The organism is Geodermatophilus sp. SYSU D00766, from assembly GCF_054049915.1.
The window spans coordinates 63,419-76,333 of sequence record NZ_JBJGYI010000004.1 but is presented as its reverse complement, the minus strand read 5'-3'; the positions used below and the strand labels follow the sequence as shown (position 1 = coordinate 76,333).

At 76.7% G+C, this 12,915-nt stretch carries 13 protein-coding genes and 1 tRNA gene; 11 read left to right on the top strand and 3 right to left on the bottom strand.

The window, feature by feature from the left end:
- The first annotated feature begins 78 nt into the window (after positions 1 to 78).
- The 3 genes from ACI8AD_RS05400 to ACI8AD_RS05390 all read left to right on the top strand — a co-directional run bounded on the left by ACI8AD_RS05400 (position 79) and on the right by ACI8AD_RS05390 (position 2,889).
- Positions 79 to 1,092, top strand: a complete 1,014-nt coding sequence (locus ACI8AD_RS05400; RefSeq protein ID WP_456869502.1) for a SurA N-terminal domain-containing protein — start codon at positions 79 to 81, stop codon at positions 1,090 to 1,092.
- 209 nt (positions 1,093 to 1,301) lie between these two features.
- Positions 1,302 to 2,120: a MazG family protein gene (locus ACI8AD_RS05395; protein ID WP_456869501.1), complete on the top strand. Its 819-nt coding sequence runs from the start codon at positions 1,302 to 1,304 to the stop codon at positions 2,118 to 2,120.
- A gap of 67 nt (positions 2,121 to 2,187) precedes the next feature.
- A complete protein-coding gene (locus tag ACI8AD_RS05390) occupies positions 2,188 to 2,889 on the top strand; it encodes a cupin domain-containing protein (RefSeq protein WP_456869500.1) in 702 nt (233 codons plus the stop codon).
- On the opposite strand, the gene ACI8AD_RS05385 is transcribed toward ACI8AD_RS05390, so the two are convergent.
- A complete protein-coding gene (locus ACI8AD_RS05385; RefSeq protein WP_456869499.1) occupies positions 2,886 to 3,560 on the bottom strand; it encodes a hypothetical protein in 675 nt (224 codons plus the stop codon). The two genes, ACI8AD_RS05390 and ACI8AD_RS05385, sit on opposite strands and share 4 nt — an antisense overlap.
- 161 nt (positions 3,561 to 3,721) lie before the next feature.
- Between ACI8AD_RS05385 and eno the strand changes: the two genes are divergently transcribed.
- From eno to ACI8AD_RS05365, 4 genes are read left to right on the top strand one after another with little or no spacing between them, the layout of a single operon-like run.
- Positions 3,722 to 5,002 (top strand): phosphopyruvate hydratase, encoded by a 1,281-nt coding sequence (eno, locus tag ACI8AD_RS05380; RefSeq protein ID WP_456869498.1) that lies wholly within the window; start codon positions 3,722 to 3,724, stop codon positions 5,000 to 5,002.
- Positions 5,003 to 5,007: 5 nt separating this feature from the next.
- Complete coding sequence (locus tag ACI8AD_RS05375; protein WP_456869497.1) at positions 5,008 to 5,553, top strand: FtsB family cell division protein; 546 nt, start codon at positions 5,008 to 5,010, stop codon at positions 5,551 to 5,553.
- Positions 5,550 to 6,074: a DUF501 domain-containing protein gene (locus ACI8AD_RS05370; protein WP_456869496.1), complete on the top strand. Its 525-nt coding sequence runs from the start codon at positions 5,550 to 5,552 to the stop codon at positions 6,072 to 6,074. The genes ACI8AD_RS05375 and ACI8AD_RS05370 overlap by 4 nt, the downstream gene beginning before the upstream one ends.
- Positions 6,071 to 7,021 (top strand): Ppx/GppA phosphatase family protein, encoded by a 951-nt coding sequence (locus ACI8AD_RS05365; protein WP_456869495.1) that lies wholly within the window; start codon positions 6,071 to 6,073, stop codon positions 7,019 to 7,021. The genes ACI8AD_RS05370 and ACI8AD_RS05365 overlap by 4 nt, the downstream gene beginning before the upstream one ends.
- A 5-nt stretch (positions 7,022 to 7,026) precedes the next feature.
- Here ACI8AD_RS05365 and ACI8AD_RS05360 read toward each other — a convergent pair whose 3' ends face one another.
- Together ACI8AD_RS05360 and ACI8AD_RS05355 are read right to left on the bottom strand one after the other, a co-directional pair.
- Positions 7,027 to 7,320, bottom strand: a complete 294-nt coding sequence (locus tag ACI8AD_RS05360) for a DUF4235 domain-containing protein (protein WP_456869494.1) — start codon at positions 7,318 to 7,320, stop codon at positions 7,027 to 7,029.
- A 48-nt stretch (positions 7,321 to 7,368) separates the two neighbouring features.
- Positions 7,369 to 8,520, bottom strand: coding sequence for a GNAT family N-acetyltransferase (locus ACI8AD_RS05355; RefSeq protein ID WP_456869493.1), 1,152 nt, complete (start codon positions 8,518 to 8,520; stop codon positions 7,369 to 7,371).
- Positions 8,521 to 8,709: 189 nt separating this feature from the next.
- On the opposite strand from ACI8AD_RS05355, the gene ACI8AD_RS05350 reads away from it, so the two are divergent.
- From ACI8AD_RS05350 to ACI8AD_RS05335, 4 genes are all read left to right on the top strand, one after another.
- The gene (locus ACI8AD_RS05350) at positions 8,710 to 9,507 is read left to right on the top strand and encodes a uracil-DNA glycosylase (RefSeq protein WP_456869492.1); all 798 of its coding nucleotides are present in this window, start codon (positions 8,710 to 8,712) and stop codon (positions 9,505 to 9,507) included.
- Between the two features lie 9 nt (positions 9,508 to 9,516).
- Positions 9,517 to 10,905: an NAD(P)/FAD-dependent oxidoreductase gene (locus tag ACI8AD_RS05345; protein WP_456869491.1), complete on the top strand. Its 1,389-nt coding sequence runs from the start codon at positions 9,517 to 9,519 to the stop codon at positions 10,903 to 10,905.
- A gap of 47 nt (positions 10,906 to 10,952) precedes the next feature.
- Positions 10,953 to 11,026 (top strand) — tRNA-Leu (locus ACI8AD_RS05340).
- A 137-nt stretch (positions 11,027 to 11,163) separates the two neighbouring features.
- Positions 11,164 to 12,771, top strand: a complete 1,608-nt coding sequence (locus ACI8AD_RS05335) for a M28 family metallopeptidase (protein ID WP_456869490.1) — start codon at positions 11,164 to 11,166, stop codon at positions 12,769 to 12,771.
- Positions 12,772 to 12,915: the final 144 nt, after the last annotated feature.

Sequence of the window (12,915 nt, the reverse complement as noted above, 5' to 3'; positions counted from 1 at the left end):
CCCCTCGGGAGGACTCCACCCCGCCGGGTGGTCCGCCGCCTGCACCGGACCCCGCGCCGGGTGTGGCAGGCTCCGCTGGTGCGCACCCGTCGGCTGACCGCGTCGATCGCCGTCGGCCTGGCCGCTGTGGCCCTGGCCGGCTGCCGGACCTCGCCGTCGGTGGCCGCCTACGTCGGCGACGAGCAGGTGACCGTCGCCGAGCTGCAGGCGGCCGTCGACGAACGGCTCGCCGACCCGGCGATCGCCGAGGCCGTCGGCGGCCAGGGGACCGACTACACCCGCCAGGTGCTCACCCTGCTGGTGCGCGAGGAGGTCTACGCCGCGGCCGCCCGTCAGCACGACGTCGAGGTCACCGACGAGGAGCTCGACGCGTTCATCGAGCAGGCGCTGGCCGGCCAGGACGCCTCGGCGCTGTACGCGCAGGCCGCCGCGCAGGGCTACTCGGCCGAGGACGTCCGGGAGAGCGCCCGCCAGCAGCTGCTGCGCCGCGAGCTGGGGGCCGCCACCGGCGACGCCGGTGCGCTCGACGAGGCCGCGCTGCGGGCCCGCTACGAGCAGGAGCGTGCCGGCCTCGAGCAGCTGCAGCTGGGCTACTTCGTCGTCCCCGACCAGGCCACCGCCGACGCCGCCCTCGCCGAGCTGACCGCCGATCCCGCCTCCTACCCGGCGGTGGCGGCGCGGTTCCCCGGCGAGAACACGCTGCCGCAGCTGCAGCCGACCACCGCGAGCGAGGTCAGCGGGCCGCTGGCCGAGGGCATCGCCGCCGCGCCGGCCGGTACCGGCTTCACCCAGACCCTCCCGCAGGTGCCGGGCGTGGTCGTCGTCTTCGTGGGCGGCCGCACGACGCCGACCTTCGAGCAGGTCCGCCCGCAGCTGGAGAGCGAGGCCGCGACCGGGGTGGAGGAGGCCGGCGCCGCCGTGGTCCAGGAGGTCAGCGACGACCTGTCGACCAAGGTGAACCCGCGCTACGGCGTGCTCGAGGACGACGTGGTGCAGGAGGCCGACGGCGGCGTCGTGGACCTCCTCGAGGACACGACGGAGGACACGACCGGCGCCTCGACCGGGGACCCGACCGCCCCGGCCGGGGGCTGAGGCGTGCCGCCGGTCGTCGTCACGGTCAGCCCCCGGCTGCCCGGGCTGCTCGGCCCGGCGGGCTGGGCGGCGCTGGACGGCCGGCGGGTCGTCGCGCTGCCCGGCGCGGCGGCCACCGCGGGGCGGGTGGGCCCCCCCCGCCCGGGGGGGTCCCCCCGCCGGGGCCCCCCCCCGCGGGCGCGGCGCCCCGCCCGGGGTTGGGGGGGGGGGTGCTCGCGGGGCCGGGCGCGGGGCCGAGGGGGGCGGAGCGGCCCACCGGGTGCCGGGCGCCCACCCACGGCCGACCCCCCGCCGAGCTGGACGGCGACGTCGCCGTGCTGGCCGGGCCGGGGGAGTCCGTGCCCGGCGCCGAGGTGGTCGAGGGCGCTCCCGAGCCGCCCGGCGCCCGGCTGCTCGACGTCGTCGCGGTGATGGACCGGCTGCGCTCACCGGGCGGGTGCCCCTGGGACGCCGAGCAGACCCACGCCTCGCTGCGCGGCTACCTGCTCGAGGAGGCGCACGAGGCCTACGACGCGATCGTCGACGACGACCCCGCGGCCATGCGCGAGGAGCTCGGCGACGTGCTCCTGCAGGTCGTGTTCCACGCGCGCGTCGCCGCCGAGGCCGGACCCGACCGGCGCTTCGACGTCGACGACGTCGCGGGCGACCTGGTGGACAAGCTCGTCCGCCGGCACCCGCACGTCTTCGGCGACGCCGGCCCCCGGGACGTGGCCGGCGTCGAGGCCGGCTGGGAGGAGATCAAGCAGGCGGAGAAGCAGCGGCGCTCGCCCACCGAGGGCGTCTCGCGCTCGCAGCCGGCCACCGCGTGGGGGACCGCGCTGCTGCGCCGGGCCGCGCGCGCCGGGTACCTCACGCCGGAGCCGGCCGACCTGGGCTCGGCCTCGCCGGAGGAGCTGGGCGAGCGGCTGCTCGCCGTCGTCGCGGCGGCCGCCGAGCGCGGCTGGGACGTCGAGGACGCCCTCCGGGAGGCGGTGCGCCGCTACGCCGGCGAGCTCGACGCCGAGGCCCGCCGCCGCGCGCGGGGCTGAGGTCCTGGCGCTCCCGTCCCGGGGAGCGCCACGATGGTCGCGGCACCGGCAGAGGACGGTGATCGCGATGGAGCCCGAGACCCTGCACTCCCCGCGCCGGGGAGAGGTCTTCACCAACCCCCGCACCGGGGAGCGCGCGGTGCTGCTCACCGACCCCGAGGGGCACCCCGACCGCACGCTGGTCGCCCACCTGTTCGTCCGGCCCGGCGGCCGGGTCGCGGCCCCGCACGTGCACCCGGGGTCCGCCGAGCGGTTCCTCGTGCTGGCCGGGCAGGTCGCCTTCCGCGTGGGCGGGGAGGACGCGGTGCTCGGCGCCGGCGAGTCGGCCGAGGTCCCCCCGGGCACCGAGCACGACTGGTGGCAGGTCGGCGACGAGGAGGCGCAGGTCCTCGTGGAGGTCGCCCCCGGCGACCGCTTCGTCCGGGTGGTGGCCACCACCTTCGGCCTGGCCCGCGACGGCCTCGTCGACGCCCGGGGGCTGCCCCACCTGCTGCAGGCGGCGGTGACGCTGCGCGCCTACCGCGACACGATCGTCTTCACCTCGCCGCCGCCGCGGGTGCAGCGCGTGCTGTTCGGCGCGCTCGCCCCGGTCGGCCGGCTGCTCGGCCGGCAGCCGGTCGACCCCGGGTACCTGTTCAGCAGGGAGCTCGCCGACGTCGACCCGGCGGCCCTGGCCCTGCTCGACGAGCGGGGCCGGCTGCGACGGGAGCCCGGCGACGCGTCGGACCCCACCACCGCACCCGGAACGGACGGGCGGGGCCGGTCCTAGCCGACCGGGAGCCGCTCGGCCGGCGCCGTGGTGACCCGGGGCGCGGTGAGCGCGGCCTTCAGCGCGCCCAGCACGCCGAGACCGGCGACCGCGGCGGCGCACCAGACGCCCCACCCGGGTGCGCGCGGGTCCCAGCCGGCGTCGGCGAGCCGGGCCACGACCGCGGCGGCCACGGCCAGGGCGACCCCCAGCGCCAGCACCCCGGACACCCGGTGGCCGCGCGCGGGACGGAACACCAGGAGCCCGAGGACGACGAGCACGGCGCCACCGACCGCCACGGTCGCCGGCTGCCACAGGCCGGTGCGCGCGAGCTCGGCGGCGCCCTCCCGGGCCGCGCCGACGGCGCGGACCACCAGGTCCAGGCCGGTGGTCGTCTCACCCCGGTCCCACGGCAGCCACACGCTCGCGCCGTCGGCCACGCCGGCCAGCAGCAGGAGCGCGCCGGCGACGAGGTCGGGGCGCCGCACGTAGACCAGTCCGGGGCCGACCGCCACCCCGGCCACCGCCGTGCCCCCCGGGGCCGGCTCGACGTCCTCGACGTCGTCCTCCGCGGTGTCCGGCGGGAACCCGAGGACGGTGGGCCCGGTCCCGGTGTCCGCCTCCCCGGGAGGTGGCGGAGGCGCGGCTCCCGCGCCGGGTCCGAGGGGGCGCTGCTGCTGGCGCTCGGTCATCGGGTCCTCCGACGGCGCAGACGTGGGGGAGACGTCCGCCACCTCGAGGTTAGCGCCGGATCGGTTCCGCCGCGGCCGCACCGTGATCGCTCCGTTACAGGAGTCCGCTGGCCACGCGCGGCGGGCGAGCGGCCCGGGCGCGGCTGGCTAGGCTGCACCCCGTGCCGAGCATCGACGCCGTAGGCGCGCGGGAGATCCTGGACTCGCGCGGGAACCCCACCGTGGAGGTCGAGGTCGCCCTCGACGACGGGACGATCGCCCGCGCGGCGGTCCCCAGCGGCGCCTCCACCGGCGCCTTCGAGGCGGTGGAGCTGCGCGACGGCGGTGAGCGCTACGGCGGCAAGGGCGTCACCCGCGCCGTCGACGGCGTGCTCGACGTCATCGGCCCGGAGCTCGTCGGCTACGAGGCCACCGAGCAGCGCCTGGTCGACCAGCGGCTGCTCGACCTCGACGGCACGCCGGACAAGTCCCGCCTCGGCGCCAACGCCATCCTCGGCGTGAGCCTCGCGGTGGCCCGCGCGGCCGCCGACTCCACCGGCCTGCCGCTGTTCCGCTACGTCGGCGGCCCCTCGGCGCACCTGCTGCCCGTGCCGATGATGAACATCCTCAACGGCGGCGCCCACGCCGACAGCAACGTCGACGTCCAGGAGTTCATGATCGCCCCGATCGGGGCGGCGACCTTCGCCGAGGCGCTGGCCACCGGCGCCGAGTGCTACCACGCGCTCAAGTCGGTGCTGAAGAAGGAGGGCCTGTCCACCGGCCTGGGTGACGAGGGCGGCTTCGCGCCCGACCTCGCCAGCAACCGCGCCGCCCTCGACCTCATCTCCCGCGCCGTCGAGCAGGCCGGGTACACCGTCGGTGAGGACGTCGTCTTCGCCCTCGACGTCGCCGCCACCGAGTTCCACTCCGAGGGCGCCTACGCCTTCGAGGGCCGGCAGCTCAGCTCCGCGGAGATGACCGAGTACTACACCGGCCTGGTCGACTCCTACCCGATCGTCTCCATCGAGGACCCGCTGTCGGAGGAGGACTGGGACGGCTGGATCGCCCTGACCGCCGCCCTCGGCGACCGCGTGCAGATCGTCGGCGACGACCTGTTCGTCACCAACCCCGCCCGCCTCGGCGACGGCATCGAGCGCGGGGCCGCCAACGCGCTGCTGGTCAAGGTCAACCAGATCGGCACCCTGACCGAGACCCTCGACGCGGTGGGCCTGGCGCACCGCAACGGCTACCGCTGCATGATGAGCCACCGCTCGGGGGAGACCGAGGACACCACGATCGCCGACCTCGCCGTCGCCACCGACTGCGGGCAGATCAAGACCGGCGCCCCGGCGCGCAGCGAGCGGGTGGCGAAGTACAACCAGCTGCTGCGCATCGAGGAGGAGCTCGACGACGCCGCGCGCTACGCCGGCGCGGCCGCCTTCCCGCGCCTGCGGGCCCGCTGACCCAGGTGAGCGCGGGCACCGGCCGGCGGCGTTCCACCGGCCGGCCGCTGTCGAACGCCGCGTCCCGGCCGGTGCCGGCCGGGACGCGCTCGGGCGCCGGGAGCCGTCCCGACGCCCGCCGCCCGGGCCGGCGCACGCCGCGGCAGGCGTCGCGTCCGGCGGCCGCCCGCCGTCCGCTGGTCACCGGTCGCGGCGTGCTGCTCGTCGGGCTGCTGCTGCTCCTGGCGCTCACCCTGGCCGGGCCGGTGCGGCAGTGGCTCGAGGGCCGCGCGGAGCTCGCCCGGCTGGCGGCGGAGAGCACCGCACACGACGAGCGCATCGCCGACCTCGAGGCGCAGCTGGCGCGCCAGTCCGACCCCGACTGGGCCGCCCGCGAGGCGCGCGAGCGGCTGGCCTACGTGCTGCCCGGCGACCGGCTCGTCGTCGTGGTCGACGGCGAGGCGGCCGAGGGCGACGCCGGCACGCTCCCCGACGCCCCCGACACCACCGCGCGGCCCTGGTACGAGGAGCTGCTCGGCTCGGTGGCCGGAGCGGACGGGGAGCCGGAGTGACCGCGCCGGGGGAGCGGGTGCGGGAGCCGATCACGCCCGAGGAGCGCGCGGTCGTCGGCCGCCAGCTCGGCCGGCCGCCGCGCGCGGTGCGGGCGGTGGCCCACCGCTGCCCGTGCGGGCAGCCCGACGTCGTGCAGACCTCGCCGCGGCTGGAGGACGGCACCCCGTTCCCGACGCTGTACTACCTGACCTGCCCGCGCGCCTCCGCGGCGGCCAGCCGGCTGGAGTCGGCCGGCCGGATGCGGGAGTGGCAGGCCGACCTCGGCACCGACCCCGGCCTGGCCGAGGCCTACCGTGCCGCGCACGAGGCCTACCTCGCCGAGCGCGACGCGCTCGGCGAGCTGCCCACCCGCAGCACCGCCGGCGGCATGCCCGACCGCGTCAAGTGCCTGCACGCGCTGGCCGCCCACGCGCTGGCGACGGGCCCGGGCGTCAACCCGGTCGGCGACCGCGCGGTGGCCGAGATGGGGGAGTGGTGGGGGCAGGGCCCCTGCGCGCTCCCCGGGGAGGAGAACCGGTGACGCGGGTCGCCGCCGTCGACTGCGGCACCAACTCCATCCGCCTGCTGGTCGCCGACGTGCCGCCCGAGGGGCCGCACACCGACCTGCTGCGGCGCATGGAGGTGGTCCGGCTCGGCCAGGGTGTCGACGCCACCGGCCGGCTCGCCCCCGAGGCGATCGAGCGCACCCGCCTGGTGCTCGCCGAGTACACCGCCCAGGCCCGCGACCTGGGCGCGACGGCGGTGCGGATGGTGGCCACCAGCGCCACCCGCGACGCGGCCAACCGGGCCGACTTCGAGGCGATGGTCCTGGCCACCCTCGGCCGCCTCCCCGACGTCGTCGCCGGCGACGAGGAGGCCCGGCTGTCCTTCCTCGGCGCCACCGCCTCCCTGGACGCCGCCGCGGCCGCGCACGGCGACCCGCCGCCGCGCCCGCCCTACCTGGTGGTCGACATCGGCGGGGGCTCGACGGAGTTCGTGCTCGGCGACGCCGGCGGGGTCCGCGCCGCGCGCTCGGTCGACGTCGGCTGCGTGCGGCTCACCGAACGGCACCTGCACGGCGACCCGCCCACCGCCGACGAGATCGGCCGCAGCGAGGCCGACATCCGCGCCGCGCTCGCCGACGTGGCCGACGCGGTGCCGGTGGCGGAGACGGCGACGCTGGTGGGCCTGGCGGGGTCGGTGACCACCGTGGCCGCGCTCGCGCTGGGGCTCCCGGCCTACGACGCCGCGGCCATCCACGGCTCGCGGATCCCGGTGTCGGCGGTCCGCTCGGTCACCGCCGGCCTGCTCACCGCCACCCGGGAGCGCCGGGCCGCCGAGCCGGTCATGCACCCGGGGCGCGTCGACGTCATCGGCGCCGGCGCGCTCGTGCTGCGGGTGGTCATGGACGCGTTCGCGCTCGACGAGGTCGTCGTCAGCGAGCACGACATCCTCGACGGCATCGCGCTCGGGCTGGCGCGCGGCTAGCGGTCTCAGCCGGCCTCGTTGACGCCGGGCGGGACCTTGCCGGTGAGGGACTGGTAGGCCGCGGCGGCGCCGCGGGCGGCCAGCAGCCGGCCGGCGGCGACCGCGAGCCCGGAGAACGCCGCCCAGGCCAGCGCGTCGGGCCAGGAGACGCCGGGCGCGGCGGGGTTCTTCGGCGGCGTCGTGCCGCGCACCCCGTACCAGGCCGCGTCGGTGAGCTTGCGGACGGCGATGCCGGACAGGGTGGCGGCACCGGTCCCGAGCAGCTTCCAGGTCAGCGGCGGCTTGGTCTTCCTGGCCATGCGGTGATCATGCCCTGCCACCCCGGCGGCCGCCCGTCACCGGCGCGGTCAGTCGCCCGCGCGGACCTGGCGGACGCGGTGCATGGCGCTGCGGGCCAGCTCCCGCGCGCGGCCGGTCAGCACCCGCCGGGCGAGGGCGAGGACGGCGGAGGTCGCGGCGGTCGCCGGGAAGTAGCCGCCCGACCCGAGCAGGCCCGGCCGGGCGAGCAGGACCCGCTCGGCGGTCACCGGGTCGGGGCGCCAGCGCAGCTTGTAGTCCTCGTCGCCCCGCAGGAAGGAGTACTCCGCCAGGCCCAGCCGGCCGGCCAGCTCGAGGGCGCCGCTGACGAGCAGCACCGAGGTGTCGGCGTGCTGGCGCAGCTCCGGGTCGATCCCGGCCAGGTAGTAGGCCAGCTGCCGGTGCCCGACGAGGTCGACCTCGGCGGCCACCAGCCGGCCGTCGAGCCGGTACTCCACCAGCACCGCCTGGCCGCGCCCGACCATCGGACCGAGGGCCTCGGTGAGGAAGGTGCCGAACCGCTCGGTGAGGTGCTCGGGGTTGCCCCGCCGGCCGGCCCACTGGGCCTCGTGCAGCCGGATCAGCTCGGGGACGGCGCCGGGGACGGCGTCGGGGGCGAGCTCGCTGCGCTCGACCCCCAGCTTGTCGATCTTGCGCAGCTTGCGGCGCAGCGTCCCCGCCGTCCGGGTGGGGATCCGCGCGAGGACCCCGGCCTGGGGCATGACGGGCAGCTGCAGGTTCAGCGACGAGGGCGCGCGGCGGACCGGGCCGGGCCAGTGCCGGGTCCACTCCTGCGCGGTGGAGCCGGGCAGGACCTCGGGCAGGTCCACGACACGCCAGCCGGGGACCTGCAGCAGCGCGCCGGCCAGCCGGGTCCCGGCGTCGGGCACCCGCGGGTCGACCAGGACGTCCGTGGCGTCGCTCAGCGGGCCACCGAGGGGCGCGAGGGCCGCGACGGGACCGCGGCGCACGCGGTGCAGCGGAGCGGCGGCGACGAGCGTGTCGCCGTCCCACACCGTGACGACGGCGAGCTGCCCGTCGCGCACGTACGCGCGGGCCCAGGCGCTGACCCAGGCGTGGCTCTGGAAGGCGGTCGCGGCCGGCGTCCGGCGCCACAGGTCGTCCCAGGCCGCGGCCAGGGCGTCGAGCTCCCGCTGCCGGGAGGCGACCTCCGTGCGCGGCCGGTCCGGGGAGGGCGGCACCGGCTCCGGTGCGACCGCGGGACCGATCCGGCGTGCACCCGCCGCTGTACTCACCCGTCGACACCTCTCGTCCGCCCCGCGCCGCCCGCCGTCCGGCCGGGTCGCTGACCGGTCCGAGCCTAGGGACGGCGAGCGGCGCCGCCGACCCCAGAAAGGGGGAGATCGGCTGCCGGGTGGTCCACTGGGACCGTGGCGGTCGACACCCAGGGGTTCCCGGTCACCCGCACCCCGGCCGGTGTCGTGCGCTCCGCCCGGGCGGCCCGGGACCTCGCCGTCCTCGACGCCCGCGTCTCGGGCTGCCGCGCGTGTCCCCGGCTGGTGGCCTGGCGCGAGGAGGTCGCCCGGGTCAAGCGGGCGTCCTTCCGCGACGAGGACTACTGGGGCCGCCCGGTGCCGGGCCTCGGCCCGGCCGACGCGCGGATCGCCGTCGTCGGGCTCGCGCCGGCCGCGCACGGGGGCAACCGGACCGGCCGGGTGTTCACCGGCGACCGCAGCGGCGACTGGATCTTCGCCGCGCTGTGGCGGGCGGGACTGGCCAACCAGCCGACGTCGACCCACGTCGGTGACGGCCTGGCGGTCACCGACGTCCGCATCGCCGCCGCCGTCCGCTGCGCCCCGCCGGACAACGCGCCCACGCCCGCCGAGCGCGACACCTGCTCACCGTGGCTGGCCCGCGAGCTGGCCCTGCTGCCGCGGCTGCGGGTCGCCGTCGTCCTGGGCGGCTTCGGCTGGACGGCGCTGTGGCCGGTGCTGGCCGCGGCCGGGTACGCGCTGCCCCGGCCGCGCCCGGCGTTCGCCCACGGTGCCGAGGTGACCGTCTCCGGGCCGCGGGGCGAGCTCACCGTGCTCGGCTGCTACCACGTCAGCCAGCAGAACACCTTCACCGGCCGGCTCACCGAGCCGATGCTCGACGCGGTGCTCGCCCGCGCCACCGAGCTCGCCGGCACCGGCGCCGAACGGGGGGAGGACGGGTCCGTCCACCCCTAGGCTGGGCGCATGGCGTCGTCCCGCCCGGCTGTCGCGTCCCGTCCGGTGGTCCTCGTCGTGGGAGGCGGCTACGTCGGCCTCTACACGGCCCTGCGGCTGCAGAAGCGGCTGTCGCGGGGTGAGGCGGAGGTCGTCGTCGTCGACCCGCAGCCGCACATGACCTACCAGCCCTTCCTGCCCGAGGCGGCGGCCGGCTCGGTGGAGCCGCGGCACGTGGTGGTCCCCCTGCGCCGCACGCTGCCGCGCTGCCGGGTGGTCACCGGCGCGGTGGTGTGGCTGTCCCACGCGCAGCGGCGGGCCCGCATCGCGCCCGCCGAGGGCGCCCCCTACGAGATCTCCTACGACGTCCTCGTCATGGCCGCGGGGTCGGTGGCCCGCACCCTGCCCATCCCGGGGCTGGCCGAGCACGGCATCGGCTTCAAGACCGTCGGCGAGGCCATCTACCTGCGCAACCACGTGCTGGCCCGGCTCGACGCCGCCGCCTCCACCGACGACCCCGCCGTGCGCACCCGCGCGCTCACCTTCACCTTCGTCGGCGGGGGCTACGCCGGCATCGAGGCCTTCGCCGAGCTCGAGGACATGGCCCGCTACGCCGTCGTCCACTACTACCCGCGGCTCTCACCGGGCGACATGCGCTGGGTGCTGGTCGAGGCCACCGGCCGGATCCTGCCCGAGGTCGACCTGGACATGGCCGCCTGGACGGTCCGGCAGCTCACCGCGCGCGGCATGGACGTGCGGCTGAACACCCGGCTGGAGGAGGTGTCCGACGACGGCGTGGTCCGGCTCAGCGACGGCGACTCCTTCGCCAGCGACACGCTGGTCTGGACCGCCGGCACCAAGCCCAACCCGCTGCTGGCGCAGACCGACCTGCCCCTCGACGAGCGGGGCCGGGTGCGCTGCGAGCCCACGCTGCAGGTCAGCGGGCTCGACGGCGCCTGGGCCGCCGGTGACCTCGCCGCGGTGCCCGACCTGACCAAGGACCAGCCCGGCGCCACCACCGCCCCCAACGCCCAGCACGCCGTCCGGCAGGCCAAGCGGCTGGCCGACAACGTCGTCGCGGTGCTGCGCGGCGGGCGGCCGCGACCCTACCGGCACGCCTACGCGGGGTCGGTGGCCAGCCTCGGCCTGCACGAGGGCGTGGCCCAGGTCTACGGCGTCAAGCTCAAGGGCTGGCCGGCGTGGTTCATGCACCGCAGCTACCACGTCAGCCGGGTGCCCACCTTCAACCGCAAGGCGCGGGTGGTCGCCGACTGGACGCTGGCCTCGGTCTTCCGCCGCGAGGTCATCGCGCTGGGCCAGCTGCAGGACCCGCGCCGGGAGTTCGTCACCGCGGCGGGTCTGAGCAGCGCCGGGCACCTGCCGGCTCCCTCCGCCGGCGACCGCGCGCAGGCCGGCTGACCACCCCGCGGGCCGGCCGACCTCTCGCGGGCCGGCGGCCCGCTCCCGCCCCCGTGGCCCAATCGGCAGAGGCAGGCCCCTTAAAAGGGTCGCAGTGTGGGTTCGAGTCCCACCGGGGGCACCGCGCGACGGACGATCTTCGGCCCACTACACGACGGACCGAAGAAAAGACAGGTCTTGACGCGCGCGGTGACCCATTTGACAGGGTGACCCCTCGTGAGCACCGGAGCTCACTCCGTACGCGAGGAGAAGTCGTCCATGACCCAGGTCCACCCGTCCCGCCGGTCACGGCTCGCCGTGGTCGGTAGCGCCGGCGTGCTCGCGCTGGCCGGGAGCGTGGTCGCTGCGCTGCCCGCCGGGGCTGCCGGCGGCTGCGAGACCCGCAACAACAACACCGTCGCCAAGCTGACCGAGTGCGTCACCCTCGAGGGCGTCACCGAGCACCTCGAGGCGTTCCAGGAGATCGCCACCGCCCACGACGGCAACCGCGCCTCGGGCACCGACGGCTACCTGGCCTCGGTCGAGTACGTGGAGCGGCGGCTGGACGCGGCCGGCTACGACGTCACGCGGCAGGCGTTCGACTTCCCGTTCTTCCAGCTGCACAGCAGCTCGTTCAGCCGGGTCACGCCCACGGCGACGGCGTACACGGTGGGCACCGACTACGCGCCGATGACCTACACCGGCGCCGGGACGGTGGACGACGGCGTCGTCACCCCGGTCGACCTCGCCGGCACGGGCCTCGGCAGCGGCTGCGAGGCCACCGACTTCACCGGTTTCGCCGCCGACACGGTCGCCCTCGTCCAGCGCGGCGGCTGCGCCTTCGCCATCAAGGCCCAGAACGCCGAGGCCGCCGGCGCCGACGCGGTCATCGTCTACAACAACACGGCGGGCCCGCTCAACGGCACCCTGGGTGCTCCTGGGATCACCATCCCGGTCATCGGCGTCCCCACGGCCCTGGGTCAGCAGCTCGCCGCTGCGGGCACGACCGTCGACATCGCCGTCGACGCGGACAGCGAGATCCGCGAGACCTACAACGTCATCGCCGAGCTGCCCGGCCGCACCTCGGACAACGTGGTGATGGCCGGTGCCCACCTCGACTCCGTGCTCGCGGGTCCGGGCATCAACGACAACGGCTCCGGCAGCGCGGCGATCCTCGAGGTCGCCGAGAACATCACCAAGCTCAAGCCGGAGAACACCATCCGGTTCGCCTGGTGGGGCGCCGAGGAGCTCGGCCTGCTCGGCTCCGAGCACTACGTGAGCACCCTGCCGCAGTCGGAGAAGGACCGGATCGGTCTGTACCTGAACTTCGACATGGTCGGCTCGCCGAACTTCGCCCGGTTCATCTACGACGGCGACCAGTCGGACTTCCCGGCGCCGGCGGGTGTCCCGGTCCCCGAGGGCTCGGACCAGATCGAGTACGTCCTCGAGGACTACTTCGAGGCCAACGAGCTGTGGTACGAGGGCACCGAGTTCAGCGGCCGCAGCGACTACCAGGCGTTCATCGAGGCCGACATCCCCTCCGGCGGCCTGTTCACCGGCGCCGAGGTCCTCAAGAAGGACTACCAGGTGCCGCTGTACGGCGGTACCGCGGGCGTGGCCTACGACCCGAACTACCACCAGGCCGGGGACACGATCGCCAACGTCGACCCGGAGGCGCTCGAGACGAACTCCGACGCCATCGCCTACTCGGTGCTGACCCTGGCCTACGACACGTCCCGGGTGAACGGCGTGTCCGGCCGGCCGGTGCCCGGCGGCACGCTCGAGGGTGACCCCGACAACCGCCGCTTCCGGGCGGAGAACCCCAACCCGGCGGGTGGCGGCGGACTCGACCACGACCACGACCACGACCTCGGGGAAGAGAGCTGACCCCGACGGACGAGGTCTGACCGCCTGAGTGCACGCAGCCGTGGCGCCGTCCCCACCCGGGGGCGGCGCCACGGCCGTCTCCACCCCCTCGGGTGAGCTCTCCCGGTGCGGAACGCGCAGGCCGCCTGCGGCGTTACAGCAACC